The sequence below is a fragment of the Deltaproteobacteria bacterium genome (assembly GCA_026712905.1).
Classification (GTDB): Bacteria; Desulfobacterota; Binatia; order UBA9968; family JAJDTQ01; genus JAJDTQ01.
Map to the genome: position 1 here is coordinate 15,356 of JAPOPM010000062.1, position 18,318 is coordinate 33,673.

17 protein-coding genes are annotated in these 18,318 nt (G+C 68.1%); 11 read left to right on the forward strand and 6 right to left on the reverse strand.

What is annotated here, in order from left to right:
• Positions 1 to 90 precede the first annotated feature (90 nt).
• From OXF11_04665 to OXF11_04685, 5 genes are all read left to right on the forward strand, one after another.
• A complete protein-coding gene (locus OXF11_04665) occupies positions 91 to 873 on the forward strand; it encodes a HesA/MoeB/ThiF family protein (GenBank protein MCY4486391.1) in 783 nt (260 codons plus the stop codon).
• Entirely contained in the window at positions 870 to 2,135 is a 1,266-nt protein-coding gene (gene thrC / locus OXF11_04670) for a threonine synthase (protein ID MCY4486392.1), read from the forward strand. Before OXF11_04665 ends, thrC begins: the two co-directional genes overlap by 4 nt.
• A gap of 66 nt (positions 2,136 to 2,201) precedes the next feature.
• The gene (locus OXF11_04675; protein MCY4486393.1) at positions 2,202 to 2,480 is read left to right on the forward strand and encodes a MoaD/ThiS family protein; all 279 of its coding nucleotides are present in this window, start codon (positions 2,202 to 2,204) and stop codon (positions 2,478 to 2,480) included.
• A 20-nt stretch (positions 2,481 to 2,500) separates the two neighbouring features.
• On the forward strand, positions 2,501 to 3,496 hold the full coding sequence (locus OXF11_04680) for a cysteine synthase family protein (GenBank protein ID MCY4486394.1): 996 nt from the start codon (positions 2,501 to 2,503) through the stop codon (positions 3,494 to 3,496).
• Between the two features lie 69 nt (positions 3,497 to 3,565).
• Positions 3,566 to 4,714: a zinc-ribbon domain-containing protein gene (locus tag OXF11_04685; protein MCY4486395.1), complete on the forward strand. Its 1,149-nt coding sequence runs from the start codon at positions 3,566 to 3,568 to the stop codon at positions 4,712 to 4,714.
• Positions 4,715 to 4,727: 13 nt separating this feature from the next.
• On the opposite strand, the gene tatA is transcribed toward OXF11_04685, so the two are convergent.
• The 5 genes from tatA to folD form a co-directional block, all read right to left on the reverse strand.
• Positions 4,728 to 4,922, reverse strand: a complete 195-nt coding sequence (gene tatA, locus OXF11_04690) for a twin-arginine translocase TatA/TatE family subunit (GenBank protein ID MCY4486396.1) — start codon at positions 4,920 to 4,922, stop codon at positions 4,728 to 4,730.
• Positions 4,923 to 5,039: 117 nt separating this feature from the next.
• Complete coding sequence (gcvP, locus tag OXF11_04695) at positions 5,040 to 7,916, reverse strand: aminomethyl-transferring glycine dehydrogenase (GenBank protein MCY4486397.1); 2,877 nt, start codon at positions 7,914 to 7,916, stop codon at positions 5,040 to 5,042.
• A gap of 31 nt (positions 7,917 to 7,947) precedes the next feature.
• Complete coding sequence (gcvH, locus tag OXF11_04700; GenBank protein ID MCY4486398.1) at positions 7,948 to 8,358, reverse strand: glycine cleavage system protein GcvH; 411 nt, start codon at positions 8,356 to 8,358, stop codon at positions 7,948 to 7,950.
• 26 nt (positions 8,359 to 8,384) lie between these two features.
• A complete protein-coding gene (gene gcvT, locus OXF11_04705; protein ID MCY4486399.1) occupies positions 8,385 to 9,470 on the reverse strand; it encodes a glycine cleavage system aminomethyltransferase GcvT in 1,086 nt (361 codons plus the stop codon).
• Between the two features lie 33 nt (positions 9,471 to 9,503).
• Positions 9,504 to 10,349: a bifunctional methylenetetrahydrofolate dehydrogenase/methenyltetrahydrofolate cyclohydrolase FolD gene (folD, locus tag OXF11_04710; protein MCY4486400.1), complete on the reverse strand. Its 846-nt coding sequence runs from the start codon at positions 10,347 to 10,349 to the stop codon at positions 9,504 to 9,506.
• 185 nt (positions 10,350 to 10,534) lie between these two features.
• Between folD and ald the strand changes: the two genes are divergently transcribed.
• The 6 genes from ald (at position 10,535) to OXF11_04740 (ending at position 16,875) form a co-directional block, all read left to right on the forward strand.
• Positions 10,535 to 11,653 (forward strand): alanine dehydrogenase, encoded by a 1,119-nt coding sequence (ald, locus tag OXF11_04715; protein MCY4486401.1) that lies wholly within the window; start codon positions 10,535 to 10,537, stop codon positions 11,651 to 11,653.
• A complete protein-coding gene (locus OXF11_04720; protein ID MCY4486402.1) occupies positions 11,650 to 12,591 on the forward strand; it encodes an exopolyphosphatase in 942 nt (313 codons plus the stop codon). The genes ald and OXF11_04720 overlap by 4 nt, the downstream gene beginning before the upstream one ends.
• Positions 12,592 to 12,603: 12 nt before the next feature.
• The gene (locus tag OXF11_04725) at positions 12,604 to 12,960 is read left to right on the forward strand and encodes a cupin domain-containing protein (GenBank protein ID MCY4486403.1); all 357 of its coding nucleotides are present in this window, start codon (positions 12,604 to 12,606) and stop codon (positions 12,958 to 12,960) included.
• A gap of 25 nt (positions 12,961 to 12,985) precedes the next feature.
• Positions 12,986 to 13,915, forward strand: coding sequence for a hypothetical protein (locus OXF11_04730; GenBank protein ID MCY4486404.1), 930 nt, complete (start codon positions 12,986 to 12,988; stop codon positions 13,913 to 13,915).
• Positions 13,912 to 16,392, forward strand: coding sequence for a hypothetical protein (locus OXF11_04735; GenBank protein ID MCY4486405.1), 2,481 nt, complete (start codon positions 13,912 to 13,914; stop codon positions 16,390 to 16,392). The genes OXF11_04730 and OXF11_04735 overlap by 4 nt, the downstream gene beginning before the upstream one ends.
• A 90-nt stretch (positions 16,393 to 16,482) precedes the next feature.
• Positions 16,483 to 16,875 (forward strand): RidA family protein, encoded by a 393-nt coding sequence (locus tag OXF11_04740; protein ID MCY4486406.1) that lies wholly within the window; start codon positions 16,483 to 16,485, stop codon positions 16,873 to 16,875.
• 53 nt (positions 16,876 to 16,928) lie between these two features.
• On the opposite strand, the gene OXF11_04745 is transcribed toward OXF11_04740, so the two are convergent.
• Complete coding sequence (locus OXF11_04745) at positions 16,929 to 18,095, reverse strand: hypothetical protein (GenBank protein ID MCY4486407.1); 1,167 nt, start codon at positions 18,093 to 18,095, stop codon at positions 16,929 to 16,931.
• Between the last annotated feature and the right edge of the window lie 223 nt (positions 18,096 to 18,318).

An 18,318-nucleotide genomic window follows, 5' to 3' on the forward strand; every position in this document is an offset into this window, starting at 1 on the left:
AGAAAACCTCTTCTCATCTTGGGAGAGGTTTTTTTTTGTCCTGGTGTCGTCTGACAGATTGTTGGGAGTTCCCTTTGGAGGCCTCGGTCCATGCGTCTGAGCCCTGAGCAAGTCGAGCGTTACAGCCGGCAGATCATGATCCCCGACGTGGGCGGCGGCGGGCAGATCCGCCTGCGCCAGGCGAGCGTGCTGGTGGTGGGAGCGGGCGGACTGGGCAGTCCCGCGGCCTTCTATTTGGCCGCCGCCGGCATCGGGCGGCTCGGCATCGTCGACGGCGACGCCGTGGACCTGTCCAACCTGCAGCGCCAGATCCTCCACACCACGGCCGATCGGGGGCGGCGCAAGGTGGAGTCGGCCAGGTCCCGGCTGCTGGACCTCAACGCCGAGGTGGACGTGGAGGTGCACGCGGTGCGCTTGGACGAGGAGAATGCGGCAGAGTTGATGGACCCCTATGACTTCATCATCGACGGCAGCGACAACTTCGACACCAAGTTCCTGGTGAACGACACGGCCGTGGCCCTGGGCAAGCCCTACTCCCACGCCGGGATCGTCCGCCTCCAGGGACAGACCATGACGGTGGTGCCGCCGGAGAGCGCCTGCTACCGCTGTCTCTTCGAGGAGCCGCCGGCGCCCGGCGAGGTGCTCGGCTGCCAGCAGGCCGGCATCCTCGGCGCGGTGGCCGGGACCATCGGCTCCATCCAGGCCACCGAGGCCGTGAAATATATCGTGGGACTGGAAGACCACTTGCTGGTGAACCGGCTCCTGACCTACGACGCCAAAACCATGGAGATTCGCAACGTACCCGTGCCGCCGAACCCGCGCTGCACGGCCTGCGGCGCCGGAGCGCCGGCTTCCCAAAGGAGTCACGCATGAGCTTTGTTCAAGGACTGCAATGCCGGGAGTGTCGCCGGGTGTATCCCACGGCCCCCTTGCACGTGTGCGAGGACTGTTTCGGCCCGCTGGAGGTGATGTACGACTACGACGGTATTCGCCGGAACATAAGCCGGGAAAAGATCGCCGAGCGCCCGCGGAACCTGTGGCGCTACCGCGAGCTGCTGCCCATCGAGGACGAGCCCAGGGTGGGCCTCTACTCCGGCTTCACGCCGCTCATCCGAGCGCACCGCCTGGGCGCGGCGCTGGGCGTGGACGAGCTGTACCTCAAGGACGACTCGGTGAACCACCCGACCTTCTCATACAAGGACCGGGTGGTTTCGGTGGCCATCTCCAAGGCCATCGAGTTCGGCTACGAGACCGTTTCGTGCGCCTCCACCGGCAATCTTGCCAACTCGGTATCGGCCCACGCCGCCGCCGCCGGGCTCAACTGCTACGTGTTCATCCCCGAGGGACTGGAGGAAGGGAAGATCGTCGGCTCCGCCATCTACGGCCCGCGCACCGTCGCCATCAAGGGGACCTACGACGACGTCAACAGGCTGTGCAGCGAGATCGGCGACAAGTACCAGTGGGCGTTCGTCAACGTGAATCTCAGGCCCTACTACTCCGAGGGCGCCAAGACCCACGCCTTCGAGGTGGCCGAGCAGCTCGGCTGGAAGCTGCCGCGTCACATCGTGGTGGGCTCGGCGGGCGGCACCATCCTGCCCAAGCTGGGCAAGGGGTTCGAGGAGCTGCGCAAGGTGGGGCTGGTGGACCCGGACGAGCCGTGCAGCATCTACTCCGCGCAGGCGGCCGGCTGCTCGCCCATCATCAACGCGCTCAAGCGCGGGACCGACGTCGTCGACCCGGTGAAGCCCGACACCATCGCCACCTCCATCGCCATCGGCAATCCGGCCGACGGCTACTACGTCATCCAGACATTGAAGGAGACCGGCGGATGGGGCGAGGACGTCACCGACGAGGAGATCCTCGACGGCATCCGGCTGCTGGCCTCCACCGAGGGCATTTTTACCGAGCCCGCGGGCGGCACCGAGGTGGCGGTGACGAAGAAGCTCATCGAGCAGGGACGGATCCCGCGCGACGAATCCATCGTCATCTCCATCACCGGGAACGGCTACAAGACCATCGAAACGGTCGCACACATCATCGACCGGCCCTACAGCATCGACGCCGACCTGGGCAACTTCGACGAGTTGTACGACGGGCTGACGCGGGAACCGCGGCCGGACGCGAAGGCGGGATAAGCGCGCCGCGCATGTGTTGAAAAGGTCGGAATCGGGTTTTATCCTGATCGAGAGGGAGGTCCTTTCATGAGTGTTCGTGTACGCGTACCCACGCCTTTGAGGAAATTCACCCAGGGATCGGACGAAGTCGACGTCAACGGCGACACCGTTCAGGCCATGCTGGAGGATCTGGAGCAGAAGCACCCCGGCATCAAGGAGCGCATCATGGACGAAGGCGGCAAGGTGCGCCGGTTCGTGAACGTCTACGTCAACGGCGACGACATCCGCTTTCTCCAGAACGTCGATACCGCGTTGAAGGACGGCGACAGCATATCCATCGTCCCGGCCATCGCCGGCGGCCGCTAGCGGGTTCCCGGCACGCCCCCATGCTCGCCGCACTGAACCAGGACGCCGCCTCTCCGCCGCGCCGGCCGCGCAAGGTCGACGGCATCGTGGAACTGGTCGGCAACACGCCTCTGGTAGAGGTCCGGCGCGTCACCCGCGGGCTGTCCCGGGGCGTGCGGGTGCTGGCCAAGCTCGAGGGATTCAACCCCGGCGGCTCGGTGAAGGACCGCCCTGCCCTCAGAATGATCCGGGACGCCATCGACACCGGGCGGCTCAAGCCGGGCCGAACCATCATCGAGTCCACCTCGGGCAACACCGGTATCGCCATCGCCATGATCGGCGCGGCGCTGGGCTACCCCGTGCGGCTGGTGGTGCCCGCCAACGTGAGCGAGGAACGCAAGAACATCATCCGGTTGTTCGGCGCGGAGATCGTCTACAGCGATCCGCTGGAGGGCTCCGACGGGGCCATCCGTCTCTGCCGCGAGATCGTCGCGGAGGACCCGGAGGGGTACTTCAAGCCCGACCAGTACTTCAACCCGCTGAACAGCCGGGCCCATTACGAGACCACCGGCCCCGAGATCTACCGGCAGACCGCCGGGGGGGTCACCCACTTTGTCGCCGGCATCGGCACCGGCGGCACGGTGATGGGAGCGGGACGCTTCCTCAAGGAGCGCGACCCGCGCATCCGCGTGATCGCGGCCGAGCCCGACTCCGAGTTGCACGGCCTCGAAGGGTTGAAGCACATGGCCACCTCCATCGTTCCGGGGATCTTCCAGGAGGACGAGCTGGACGTGAAACTCCCCGTGTCCACCGAGGACGCCTACGAGATGGTCTACCGGCTGAGCCTGGAGGAAGGGCTACTGGTGGGACAATCCTCCGGCGCGGCCATGGTGGCGGCCATGGACATCGCCCGGCGACTGACCCACGGCACCGTGGTCGCGGTGTTCCCCGACTTCGGCGCGCGTTACATGACCACAAACCTCTGGACCACCTGGAAGGAACGCCTTGACGTCGGCAACGTGGACTTTTCCATCTGACGTACGCGAACCGGGCCCGGCGCCCGAGCGGAGTCCCGTGACACGGCGCGCGCAACGTACCTGAACGCTATGATCATTCGCTGTCCCAATTGTTCCACGACCTACAAGGTGGACGGCAGCGTCCTCGACGCGCCCAAGCCAAGCTTCCGCTGTTCCCGGTGCAAGCACGTCTTCACCGTGCACGTGCGCCTGCAGTTGGACGAAGAGGCGTCCGACGCGGCTCCCGAAGCCGCGAGCGGCGCGCCGGACCCGTCCGGCGACACGGCGGAAGGCGATCTTGAAGCCGACGCATCCGCCGTTGTTCAACCGGAGGAGCTTGGCGACGAACCCGGCGCCGCGGACGATGATGTCCTCGAGGCAGCAGGCGTCGAGGACCTGGAGTACGAGGCCGAAGCGGCGCCGGCGGTCGACCCGCCGGCCCAGCCTCCCGAACAAGACGCCAGGGAGTTCGACACGGACGATACCGCGTCGCGCAACCCGGAGCTCCCCTACCCGGAGTTCGACCCCGATCCCGCGGAGGATCCGCTGCTGGACGAGCCCCTGTTACACACGTTGGAGCGGGAGGGCGACTCGGAAGCCACGGATGCGGAGCCGGACCGCCCGCGGCCGGACTTCGAGATCGACGACGACTTCCTGATGCCACCCGAACGGGCAACTCCGCCGCCGCCGCTGTCCAACACCAAGGGCTCGGTCGTGCCTTTCGTGAGTCTCATCGGCCTTATCCTGTTCGCCGCGGGCCTGGTGACGCTGATCCACATGATCAATCCCCAGCCGCTGGACAGCCTGGTGCGGCGGATACCCTGGTACGGCGCGGCCGTATTCGACAACAAGCACTACCAGAGCACGCTGATCTTCGAATCGCTGGTGTCGGGCGTTCGCCCGGTCCTGAACCAGACGGAGGTCTTCGTGGTCTCCGGCAAGCTGGTCAACCGGAACGACCAGAGCATCCGCCAGGTTCAGATCGAGGCTCAACTCTTCGATGCGGAAGGAAAACAGGTGGGGCGGCAGGTGACCTTCGTGGGCAACGCCATTTCAGCCAAGATCATCGAGGACATGAGCCTGCGCGAGATTTCGCTGCTGCAGAGCCTCAAGCCCCAAAGTGCTTACCACATCCCGCCCAACGGATCCGCGGACTTCACGATCGTCTTTCCCAAGCCCGAGGCAGCGGTGGCATCCTTCAGTTGCCGGGTGCTCGCGGCCGACGGCGGCGCCGCCTAGCGACCGCCCGCCCTCAGTCTTTCTTGGAACCGTCGCCCTCGCCCTTCTCGGCGGCGGTGACGTCGATCTCGTCCGGCTCGTGGAGCGACTTGCGGAAGCTCTTGATCCCCTTGCCGAGCCCCTGGCCGAGCTCCGGCAGCCTGCGGCTGAAGAGCACCAGGATGATCACCAGGATGATCAGCAGTTCCCATATACCCAAGCCAAACATGATGCCCTCACTCTAGCCGAAAACCGGTGTGATTGACAGGTGCCACGGTGCCTGCCGTGAGGTCACGCCGGCGCGGCGTGCGGGATCGTCCATTGACCTGCTTCCGTGGCGTGGCCGCTACGCGTACGCGGCAACAGGCGCGCAAGTGCATACCAGGTTGCGGTCGCCGTAGGCGTTGTCCACGCGTCCAACCGGAACCCAGAACTTGCGCCGGCGCACCCACTCCAGCGGGAACGCCGCCTTGTCTCGCGAATACGGGTGCGGCCAGTCGTCCGACAAGAGGTGCGCGGCGCTGTGGGGCGAGTTCTTGAGCACGTTGTCCCGCGGGTCCGCGGCGCCGGTCTCGATCTCGCGGATCTCCTCGCGGATGGTCAGCATGGCGTCGCAGAAGCGGTCCAGCTCCTCGCGCGACTCGCTCTCCGTGGGTTCGATCATCAGCGTGCCCGCCACCGGCCAGGACATGGTGGGCGCGTGGAAGCCGTAGTCCATGAGCCGCTTGGCCACGTCTTCCACGGTGACGTCGGCCGACGCCTTGAACGGGCGCACGTCGACGATGCACTCGTGGGCCACCATGCCGTTCTTGCCGCGGTAGAGGATGCGGTAGCCCGACGACAGCCGGTGCGCGACGTAGTTGGCGTTGAGCACCGCCACCTCGGTGGCGCGGGTGAGGCCGGCGGCGCCCATCATGGCAATGTACGCCCAGGATATCGGCAGGATGCCGGCGCTGCCCCAAGGGGCCGACGACACCGCGGTGATGCCGCCGGCCGGACCGCATTCGGGCACGAACCCGTGGGAAGGCAGATACCCCTTGAGGTGCTCCGCCACGGCCAGCGGGCCGACCCCCGGACCGCCGCCGCCATGGGGGATGCAGAAGGTCTTGTGCAGGTTCAGATGGCACACGTCCGGGCCGATGCGCCCCGGTTGGCACAGCCCCACCAGCGCATTCAGGTTGGCGCCGTCGAGGTAGACCTGCCCGCCGCGCTCGTGGACGATGCGGCAGATCTCGGTGATCCCCTCCTCGAACACGCCGTGGGTGGAGGGATAGGTGACCATCAGGGCGCCGAGCTCGCCGCCGACACGGTCGGCCTTGGCGCGCAGGTCGTCCAGGTCGATGTTGCCGTCCTCGTCACAGTCCACCACCACCACGCGCATGCCCGCCAGCACCGCGCTGGCGGGATTGGTGCCGTGGGCGGAACTGGGGATGAGGCAGACGTCGCGCCCCCCCTGGCCGTTGGCGGTGTGGTGCTTCCGGATCACCAGCAGGCCCGAGTACTCTCCCTGGGAACCGGCGTTGGGCTGGACCGACACCGCCGCGAAGCCCGTAACGGCCGCGAGCCACCCCTCCAACTCGGCGATGAGGCGCCGGTAGCCGCGGGTCTGGTCCGCGGGCGCGAAGGGATGCATGCGGGCGAACTCGGGCCAGGTCACGGGGATCATCTCCGTGGTGGCGTTGAGCTTCATGGTGCACGAGCCGAGCGGGATCATGGACTGCGCCAGGCTCAGATCCTTGGCCTGGAGCTCCGCCATGTAGCGCAGCATCCGGGTCTCGGAATGGTGGCGGTTGAACGCCTCGGCTTCCAGGTAACCGCTGCGGCGCACGCACTCGTCGGGCAGGTGCACGCGCGCTTCCCGCGCAACCGCCGCCGCCAGGTCTTCATCCGCCGGCGGCGCGCCGAACGCTTCCAGCAACTCGCCGAGGTCCTCCACGGCGGTGGTCTCGTCCAGGGACACGTGCAACCGGCCCTCGGACGGCCGCCCGAGATTGATGCCGCGCTCCGCCGCCGCGCGCTGGATCGCGCCGGCACCCTCCGCGCCGGCATCGACGCGCAGCGTGTCGAAGAAGCTGTCGGCGACCAGGGAAAAGCCGGCGGCGCGGAGCCGCTGCGCCAGGAAGGACGTGTGCCGGTGCACCCGCTCGGCGATGTTCCTGAGACCCGCGGGACCGTGATAGACGGCGTACATGGATGCCATGACCGCCAGCAGCACCTGCGCGGTGCAGATGTTGCTCGTGGCCTTTTCGCGCCGGATATGCTGCTCGCGGGTCTGCAGCGCGAGCCGCAGGGCGCGCTCGCCGTGGGCGTCCCGGGACACCCCCACCAAGCGGCCCGGCATCATGCGCTTGTAGCGCTCGCGGGTGGCCAGAAAGCCGGCGTGGGGACCGCCGAAGCCCATGGGCACGCCGAAACGCTGCGCGCTGCCGACCACCACGTCGGCGTCCATCTCACCCGGCGGGGTGAGCAGGCAAAGGCTCAGGAGGTCGGTGGCGACGATGCCCACCTGCCCTCCCGCGCGGCACCGCCGCAGGAATCCGTCGAGGTCGGGGATGGCGCCGCTCGCCGCGGGATACTGGATGAAGGCGGCGAACGCGTCCGCCGGAAGATCGGCCCCGGCGGCGCCGCTCACCAGCTCCACGCCGATGGGGTGGGCGCGCGTGCCCACCACCTCCAGGGTCTGGGGAAAGACGTCCTCGCATACGAAGAGCTTACGCCGCCCCTGTTTCTCGGCGTTCAACGCCAGGAACACGGCCTCGGCGGCCGCCGTTCCCTCGTCGAGCATGGAGGCGTTGGCGATGTCCATGGCCGTCAGGTCGGTGACCATGGTCTGGAAGTTCAGCAGCGCCTCCAGGCGCCCCTGGGAGATCTCCGGCTGGTAGGGCGTGTAGGCGGTGTACCACCCCGGATTCTCAAGGATGTTCCGCAGGATGACGGCGGGCGTGTAACAGTCGTAGTAGCCCATCCCGAGGCAGGAGCGGGCGGGCTGGTTGTCCGCGGCGATGGCGCGCGCCGCGCGCAGAAGCTGCTCTTCGGTCAGGGGCTCGGGCAGGTCCAGCGTGTCCGGGAAACGGATATTCTCGGGCACGGCCCGCCGCACCATATCTTCGAGGGAATCGAGGCCCAGGACGGCGAGCATCTCCCGCACTTCCGCCGTGCCGGGGCCGATGTGCCGTGACGAAAACAGCTCCCGAAACGAATTCCTGTGGTCTGTCGGGTCCACGGCAGGCTCCTCCATGCTCTAGTGTCCTGCGTCAAGCGCCGTCTTCATCGTCGTCCGGTTGCCCCTCGCAGTACTCCTTGTACTCCTCATCGGTCATGAGGTCGTCGAGCTCGCTGAGGTCCGACATGGTCACCTTGATGATCCACCCCTCGCCGTAGGGGTCCTCGTTGACAAGCTCCGGAGTGTCCGCGAGCGCATCGTTGACCTCGACCACGGTGCCGCTCACCGGCGCGTAGAGGTCCGACACCGCCTTCACGGACTCCACCGCGCCGAACGGATCGTCCTTGCTGATCGTCTCCCCCATCGCCGGAGCTTCCACGTACACCACGTCTCCCAACTCGTTCTGGGCGAAATCGGATATGCCTATGACGGCGCCGTCCTCGTCCTCCACCAGCACCCACTCGTGCTCCCTCGAATACCGCACACCCTTGGGGTACTCCATCGATTCCTCCTTCGCGGCCGGCCGGTTTACCGGACGAACGGCACGCGGACGATGCGGGCGCGCCCCCGCCTGCGGCGGATTTCCACCTCCACCTCGGTGTCCGGAACCGCCGCCTCCGGCGCGACGTAACCCAGCGCGATGGCCTTGCCCAGGGTCGGCGACAGGGTGCCGCTGGTGATCCGTCCCACTTCGCGCCCTTCGCGCCATACCGGATAACCCTGGCGGGCAATGCCCGCCTCTTCCATCATCAGCCCGGCCAGGCGCCGCGTGAGCGGCTCCTTCCGCGCCAACACTTCGGAGCCGATGAACGGCCCCTTGTCGAGCTTGGTGACCCAGCCGAGCCGGGCTTCCAACGGCGTCGTGGTCTCGTCGAGCTCATGGCCGTAGAGCGTGTAGCCCTTCTCCAGGCGCAGGGTGTCGCGCGCGCCCAAGCCGGCCGGTTCCACGTCGCCGGCCGCCGTCAGAGCATCCCACAACGCGGCCCCGTCCCCCGCGGCGCAGTAGAGCTCGAAGCCGTCCTCCCCTGTGTACCCGGTGCGTGAGATGATGCAGCGGATTCCGCCCACGTCCCCGTTCACGAAATGGAACGGCTCGAGGGCCGAAAGTTCCGCCGCGGTCAACGGTTGCAGTATCCCGGCGGCGGCGGGCCCCTGAAGCGCCAGCAATGCATAGGCGTCGCTGACGTTTTCCACGGTCACATCGTCGTCCGCGTGATCCACCAGCCACCTGAAATCGACGTCCGCGCGGGAGGCGTTGACGCACAGCAGATAACGCGTCTCCTCCAGACGGAAGATCACCAGGTCGTCGATCACGCCGGCCCGGTCGTTCAGCAGCAACGTGTACTGCGCCTGTGACGGCTGCAGGCGCGCGACGTCGTTGGTGGTCACCCGCTGGCAGAACCGCGAAGCGCCGGCGCCCGTCACCTCCAACTCCCCCATGTGGCTCACGTCGAAGAGCCCGGCCCCGGAGCGCACCGCCGCGTGCTCGGCCTGGATACCGCGGTACTGGACCGGCATCTCCCATCCCGCGAACTCCACCATGCGCGCGCCCAACGCCTTGTGCCGCGCATGCAGCGGCGTCCTTCGGAGTTCCTTGCCTTGAGCTTCTTCCAACGGTCTCGAATCCTGGCCGGTCGGCGGCACGGCCTACGCCACGGAACGCCGCGCCGACAGCAGCGTGTTGGACAAGAGCATGCAGATGGTCATGGGGCCGACGCCACCCGGCACGGGCGAGATCCACGACGCGCGCTCCCGCGCGGCCTCGAACTCCACGTCGCCCGCGAGCTTGCCGGTGGGAAGCCGGTTGATGCCCACGTCGATGACCACGGCGCCAGGCTTGATCCACTCGCCGCGGATGGCGTGGGTCTTGCCCACCGCCGCCACCACCACGTCCGCCCGGCCCACCTCTCCGGCGAGATCCGCGGTGCGCGAATGACAGAGCGTGACCGTGGCGTGCCGCTCCAACAGCATCAACGCCACGGGCTTGCCGACGATGTTGCTGCGCCCCACCACCACCGCGTTCCTGCCCTTGAGCGCGCAGCCCACGGAGTCCAGCATGCGCATGATCCCCAGCGGCGTGCACGGCCTGAACCCTTCGGCGCCGGAGAGCAGCAGTCCCTGGTTCACCGGGTGAAACCCGTCCACGTCCTTGTCCGGCGACACGGCCTCGAGGATGCGCGCGCTGGCGATGTGTTCCGGCAGCGGCAGTTGCACGAGGATGCCGTGGATGGCCGGATCCTCGTTGAGACGGGCGATCAGGTCCAGCAGCTCGTGCTCCGGCACCGATGCCGGCAGCAGATGCTCCACCGAGCGGATGCCCACCTCCGCGCACGCCTTCTCCTTGTTGCGCACGTACACCCGCGACGCGGGGTCGTCTCCCACCAGCACCACGCCCAGACCGGGAACGACTCCGTGGTCGGTTCTGAGCCGCTGGGCGGCCACCCGCACCTCGTCGCGCACCTGTTGCGACACCGCCTTGCCGTCGATGATCATGGTCCTGCCGCCTCGATCAAGTGTGGGGTCTGTATTGTGCGAACTAACCAGACACCACACTAGTTACAAACAATGGATCAAGAAATCGGTAACACGCCCTTGAAACGAGGTCAACGAACTGACGTGAACCCTTGTCCGACGCCCCCTTCTTGACACCTCAAGGGTGCTCACGTACCAATGAATTGATGGTCATCGGCGTCCCCAAAGAGTTGAAAACCGAAGAGAATCGGGTGGCGCTGACGCCCGCGGGGGCGGCGGCCTTCATCGCCCACGGCCACCAGGTGGTGGTGGAACGCAACGCCGGCAGGGGCAGCCACATCGCCAACCGCGCCTACACCGCCACCGGCGCCACCGTGGTGGAGCGGGCGCGGGAGGTGTGGGAGCGGGCCGACCTCGTGATGAAGGTCAAGGAGCCCCTGAGCGAGGAGTTCGCCTCCCTGAGACCGGGGCTGGTGCTCTTCACGTACCTCCATCTCGCCGCCCAGCCCGAGTTGACCCGGACCCTGTGCGAGCGCGGCGTCACCGCCCTGGGCTACGAGACCATCGCGCTGGATGACGGCTCGCTGCCGCTGCTGACGCCCATGAGCGAGATCGCCGGGCGCCTGTCGCTCCAGGTGGGGGCATGGTCCCTTCAGGCGGAGCACGGCGGCCGCGGCGTGCTCCTGGGCGGCGCCTCGGGGGTGCGGCCGGGCAAGGTGGTGGTGCTCGGGGCCGGCACCGTGGGCGCTTCCGCGTGCCAGGTGGCCGCGGGCATGGGCGCCGATGTGAGCGTGCTGGACATAAACCCGGCGCGGCTGCGCTACATCCACGACATCCTGGGCGGCCGGCTCACCACCCTCATGTCCAACCGCGCCAACCTCGAAGAGGAAATCGTCGACGCCGACCTGCTGATCGGCTCGGTGCTCATCACCGGGGACCGCACGCCCATGCTCCTGCCGCGGGACCGGGTGCGGCAGATGAAGCGCGGCGCGGCCATCGTGGACGTGTCCATCGACCAGGGCGGATTCGCCGAGACCTCGCGGCCCACGACCCACCGGGATCCCATCTACATCGAGGAGCGCGTGGTCCACTACTGCGTCACCAACATGCCGGCACTGGTGCCGCACACCTCCACCTACGCGCTGACCAACGCCACCCTGTCCTACGGCCTGGCCATCGCCGACAAGGGCCTCCAGCGGGCGATGCAGGAGAGCCCGCCGCTGGCCCGGGGCCTCAACGCCCACGACGGACGGGTGACCCACGGCGCCGTCGCCAGCGCCCTCAACCTGCCGCTGACCCCGGTGGCCGAGGTGCTCTGCGCATGAGACTCGTGACCCGACCCGATTTCGACGGCATCGTCTCCGGCGCGCTGATCACGGCGGTCGAAGACATCGACGCCTACCTCTTCGTCGAGCCCAAGTTCATGCAGGACGGCGCCGTCGACATCCGCCCGGGCGACATCATCGCCAACCTCCCCTACCATCCGGCGTGCACCTTGTGGTTCGACCATCACTTCACCAACGGGGCCGCGGGCTTCGACCGCCCGGTGGTGCCGGGCCGCGGCGCCTTCCGGCTCGCGCCGAGCGCCGCGCGCGTGGTGTTCGAGTACTACTCGGAGGTGCCGAGCGCGTCGGAAGCACGCTACCGCCCGGGCTTCGAGTTGATGCATACCGACCGCTTCACGGCGCTGCTCGAGGACACGGACAAGATCGACGGCGGCTATCTCACGCGGGAGGACGTGCTGCAACCCGCCGGGTACGTGCTCATCTCCATGACCATCTACGGCAAGGACGGCGCGGAGGAGCACTACTGGCGCCGCCTGATCGAACTGATCCGCGATCGCACTCTGCAAGAGGTGCTCGACGACCCCGAGGTGCAGCGGCGCTGCGCGCGGGTCCTCGGCCTCCAGGAACGGCTGCGGCGTCAACTCCTGGAGCACGCCGAGCTTCGCGGCAACGTCATCTTCCTCGACCTGCGCGACGCGGACGATCTCACCGACGCCAACCGCTTCCTGCTCTACACGCTCTTCCCCGAGGGGAACATCTCCATGAAGGTCTCGCGCGACGCGCAGCGCGCCGGCACCACCGCCATCTCGGTGGGCTACAACATCTTCAACACCACCTCCACGGTCAACGTCGGCGATCTGCTCAGCCACTACGGCGGCGGCGGCCACCGGGTGGTGGGGTCCTGCCGGGTGCCCGAAGCGGACGCGGAACGCTCCATGGACGCCATCCTGCGGCACATCACCGAGGCCGAAACGTAGACGGAGTCCGACGTGTCCAACCCTTCCACGCGCGGCGCCAAAGTGGTGCGGCTCGACGAGGCCCTCGCCGAGCTGGCCGCCATCAACGCGGAAATCCGCCACACGGGTTGCATCGAGGGCGACGGCTTCAACGTGGGGCTGGTCTCGTTCGCGGCCACCACGACGGCGGACCCGCGGCAGATCGTCCACGACGACAAGGACGTGGTGTGCCACGTGCTGCGGGGCCGGGGGCGGCTGCGGGCCGGCGGCGAGGTGACGCCGCTCCAAGCCGGCATGCTGTGCCACATTCCCGCGGGCGTACCCCACGATTTCGCGGCCGAAGAAGACGAGCTGGTGCTGTGCTATTCGCTCATCACCACAAGACCCTAGTGTCGTGTCCCGCGCAAGTCGCTGCATGAACATGCACGACACGACACTGGCGACGGCCGCCGGGTTCGCGCTGGCGCTGCTCCTGGCCGCCGGGTGCGCGGGCACCGGCGCGCGCGAGCCTGAACCGGAGCCGCGCTACGCGCAGCCGGCCAACCTGGTGGAGATCGTCAGCGAGTTCCAGCGGCTCGGACGCGACGACGTGTACCGGTTCCACGTGCCCAAGGACGTCACCGGCACGAGCATCCTCAAGGCCACCCTGCTGCGGCTGGAGGACTTCGAGCGCAAGCACGGGAACGGGTACCGCGACATCGTGGGGTTCACCCGCGCCACCGCCTACGAGCGCCTGCGAGACTACCCGCGCGCGCTCCGCCACTACCGCGCCGTGGCGCGCCTGGGGGGCGATCTGGCGGAACCGGCTCGGCGCCGCATCGACGCCCTGGAGACGTTCCAGCGCATCGCCGCGACCACCCTCCCGGCGGACGATCCGTCCGAATACATCAAGGCACTGGACGAGCGCGTGCGCGCATGGAACGCGTTGATCGAGCGCCACGCGGGCACGCCCCTGGAGTCCCTGGCCCGGGTGGAGGCGGAACGCGTCGACCGCGCCAAGGTCGCCTTCGTGGAGCTCAACCGCCGCGGCCTGAACGACGGCGACGAGCTCACCGCCTTGGCCTACAGCGAGCTCCTGTCCCGCCACCGGCAGAGCAAGAAGTATCACCGCCACGTGCTGGACTTCGGCGACTACCATGCGAGCCTGGCGCGGGAGTATGCGCTGCTGAACGAGCCGGAGGGCCTCGTTTTCGACATCGAGACGTTCGAGGGCTTCGCCCAATCGGCCATGAAGCTCTACGCCGAAGTGGCACAGCAGGACGGCGCGCCGGAAAAACTCGAAGCCAACGGCAAGATCGAGGGACTGAAAGGGATGATGGAGCAGATGCGGAGGCGCAACCGATGAGGATCGCCGGGGCACTGCTCTCGCTGCTCCTGGTAGTTCCGGCCGTTGCCGCGGGACAAGTCCGCGGCGACGCGCACCCGCGGATGCTGGACCCCCTGCACGGCTTCGATCCCTTCGCGCCCGCGGTCACCGCCGCGCGCTACTTTCCCGACGGAATCGAGCAACGCACGCGCCGGGCACTGCTCGACGCCCTGGGTGGGCACGGGTCGAGGCTGCGCGACCATGTGCGCTACATCGAGGAGAGGGACCGCGAACTGCAAGCCCGCGGCGATCGGGCGAGCGGGCTGAGCCACGCCCTCCAGGACCTGCACCACGCCGGCCTCGCCGACCGCGACGCCTACCGCATGACGCTGCAGGAGGCCCTGGAGAGCGCTTCCACCGACGCGCGGCGCCGCCACCTTCGCGCCCGCTTGGCCGAGGACGAGCTGGAACAGGCGGATGCGCTCGTGGCCGAGAGCGACATCGGCCGCTGGAACGACCTGCTGAACCGCATGCTCGGCTCCGTGGATCTCATCGGATGGGTTTCGGGCTCCTATCTCACCGCCGCCGTGGATACCGCCTTCGCCGAGTTGTTCCGCGGCCGCGCGCCGCGCATGCCCGCCGGCGAGCGCAAGGCGCTGGTCCTTTACAAGCGTTTTCTCGCGCGTTTGCCGAATCACCCGCAAGGAGCCGCGATAAAGCAGAAAGTCGCGGCGCTCGAAGCGAAGAAGACCGTCGTGTGGCTCCACCGACACGATACCCAGGCAGCCGCGGCGCTGGCGGAAGGCAGGATCGACGACGCGGATTTCCATGCCCGGCTGGCGGCCACGGTGGCGCCCGAGGCCGAAACGGTCAAGGAGCGGCTCAAGGAGATCGAAGCGGCGCGGAAAACGCGTGACGAGGAACGGGGCCAAGTCAACTCGGTGGCCGATGCCGACGATCTTTCCAATTCGAGCGCCGAAGCGAGGGAAGACATTCGCGCGTTGCTCCACGCCCTGGCCCGGAGGAACGCCGCGGCGGCGAGGGAGCAGGCGGAGGAGATGGCGCAACGCTACGACGGCGAGCGCCTGGGTTCCCTCGCCCGGGACGTCGCCGCCGTCGCCCTGGAGATGGACGGCCGGCACGCGGACGCCAAGCGCACGCTCGTCTCCATCGCGGACGCCGCGCCGTCGGAACGCTCCCGCGAACGCGCGCGCATCCTGCTCGACAGTCCGGAATACAATCTTCGCGGAGCCCTGGACCGGGAACACGCGCGCTACCGCCTGGACCAGGTGCGGTTCGCGCTCCTGGGAGAGAACTTCCTGGAAAAGAACGCCATGATCGGGGCGGCGCCCATCATCACTCATGGAATCGCCGGAGCCGCCACCCTGGGCGCCGCCAACATTCTCATGGTCACCAGCAACCTGTTGGAGATGCTCAGCGGCAACCCGGTGTCGAACCAGACCGTGGTCGACGCCGCCGCCCGCGCGGTCCGTGCCCGGCCGGAGTCCGAGGAGTCCGGCGACATCTACCAAACGCTGGGCGACGCCTACAGGAGCCAGGGCCATCCGCACAAGGCGGTCCAATACTACCGCCTTTCCGGGAAGACCCCGGCGGATGAGGTCCGTGAACTGGAGGAAGAGGCCGGAAGGACGCTGTTGCGCGCGGCCGAGGGGACGGAGTCCAAGTCCAGGCAACGGGCACTCTACGCCGCGCTGCTGGGACACTACCCGGACACACCCGCCGGCGATGAGGCCAAGGGGCGGCTGGCACGCCTGGCCGCGCCCAAGAACCGCGGGCTCCGGCTCAGCAAGCAATACCTCGCCGAGAACCCGCGCCTCCACGGCCCCGCGGCGCTCGGCCTCAAGCCGGCGCTGTTCGACGGCCGGGTCCAGAACCTGGAGCTGGCCGAAGCCGGGCTCAACGTCCTGGGCCGCGACGCGCTCCTCTTGCACTACGACACCCCCTGGGGGGCGCTGACCCGCACGTATCCGGTGGCGCGGGCGCGCATCGAAGGCCTTGAGATCCTGCTGCGCGAGAAGCGCTACGCGATGGCGGCGCGCGGGGCCGGCGAACCGGTCGGGGTCGACGGGCTCGACTTTCCCGGGCGCCTGATGCGATACGAACCCCGTGACCCGGGCGCCGACGCCTCCGACCTGGAGTTCGTCCGCGAGACCGCCCAAGGCGCCCGCGACCGTTCCGCGATCCTCGACCATGAGCTGCTGAGCACGAAGGAAACCGACCCGCAGCGGGCTTACGGCCTGCCCACGGTGCGCGGCAGCGTCACCGCGGCGGGTGTCAGCATGCGCGCCGACGCGCCCGATTCCTTCCTGGCCGACGAGCTGGTGGTGGGCAACGACGCCGTCAGCCCCTACGCCGGCGTACGCCTGCCCATCCCCCTGCTCAAGGACTTCATCCCGGTGGACTTCCTGCTGCGCGCCCGCCCCGGCCTCCCCTCCCTCACCCCCCAGATCCGCAAGCCGGACACGGCGGTGGACGACGCCCACCTGTACCGGTAACCCCGCGTATCTGGCATTCGGAAGCGAGATTCCCTATGCTTGGCCCAGCAACCGCAAAGTCTGTTTCGACGCAAGCCGCAGGAGGAAACCATGAGAACCGAACTTTCGCCCAAGAGCATACCGGACCCCCGCCCGCGCTACACTCAGGGCATCCTGGCGGAAGGCAAGCGCCTGCTCTTCGTCGCGGGCCAGACCGGGGTCGATGCCGACAACAACGTCGTGGGGAAGGGTGACGTGGCGGCTCAGACCGAGCAGGTCCTCAAGAACATGAAGGCGGTACTCGACGAGGCCGGAGCCAGCTTCGCGGACGTCGTCAAGATTACGACCTACATCACCGACCCGCGCTTCCGGGACGATCTGAACCCGGCGCGGCTCAAATATTTCAGCGACAACCCGCCAGCCAGCACCCTGGTGGTGGTCAGCGGCCTGGCCAATCCCGACTATCTGGTGGAGATCGAGGCGATCGCGGTGCTGCCGGACTGAAGCGAGGCGCCGGACAGCCGCGCGCCCGCGAATGAGCGCCCGAGGAAGCTTGACTACGGCTTGACGATGAGCGACGGCTCCTCCGCCGCTTCCTGCTTCTCCTGTTCCTTGTAAAGGCCGACGCTGCGCATCAACAGGGCTTCCAACAGCGGCACACCGAGGCTTCCCAGGTCGCGGTCGCGGACGGCCAGGGCGACGCGCAGGACCTGCCGCGCCTGGTCTTCCCGGCCGGAGGCGTGGAGGTGATAGGCGGCGTCTTCCAGGCGGGCCTCGAACACCGGTGCGGTGTCGTCGTCCAGGAAGAGGGCCTGGACGGCCTCCCGCAGCACGCCGCGGAAACGCTCTTCCTTCTGCATGGGATTGAGCACGATGCGGCTGTGCTCGTTTTCGTCGAGGCGTTGAAGATAGGGCTCCATCAGCTCCTTCTCCACGAACCACGTGAGCAACTCCGGTTCTTCCAGGAGCTTGTCGGAGACCTCCGAGAGAGCGGTCGCTTCGATGCTCTCGGTGTTCATGGTGTCGAAGACCGGGTGAGCGCGCTCGGCCGGCTTGGCGGTGGTGAGGCGGCTGCGCAGGACGGGGTAGTCGGCGACCCCCTCGCCCGGCGTGTCCTTCACCTTCTGGTAGGCGTCGTGCAGCAGCCAGTCGGCGTACTCCCACGGCACCGGCGTGACGGAGACGCCCACCGCGGCCTTCATCTCCTCCATCATCTGGCGCAACTCCTTGCGCCGGATGATGGTGCCGCCCAGCCGTTCGAGTCCGCGGCGGTCGTTCACGGCCGCCTGCAGCACCATCAGCCCGCCTTGCTGCGGGCGCGCCAGGATCACCATGCGAGAGCCCGCTCCGGTAACGGACGACAGGTAACCCTCGATGTCCGGGGCGAGGCTGAAGGTCGTGCCCGCTGCCTCCTCCGTTTCCCCCTCCGGCCCCGCCGCGGCCAAACCGGCCTGGGCCAGCTTGAACAGCGATCGCCGCACCTCGCGCCGGACCTCCTTGTGGCCGGCGCGCGGCTCCAGGCCCTGGAGCGCCTCCACCGATGCGACGTCACGGATGCGGCCGAGGACGTTGGCCGCCGCCAGGGAGACCGCGGGTTCGGCGCCGAACCGTTGCACCAGCGCTTCCACCAAGGCCGCGTCCGGCGACTCCGTCTCCAGTCCTTCCCGCCGCAGCACGCTCATTCCCTCGCGCATCAGCTTCTGTCGCGTATTCTGCTTGGCCATCGTGTACTCTTGCCACACGAGGGCGCGTTTTCCAACGAGCGAGGGCGGGGCCGCCAGCGCGCGCGGGCCACCAAGTATTGACTTGCCCGGCCCTCCCCGCTAATTCAGATGGAGCACGACGCAGCCCCTTATCCTCCTCTGCGCTCCCGTGATTCCCGAGCGAGCGCGGCGCTCGCCGGAGATGCGGCATGGGCAGCGCGGCCGACGCCACGACCGGCGCACG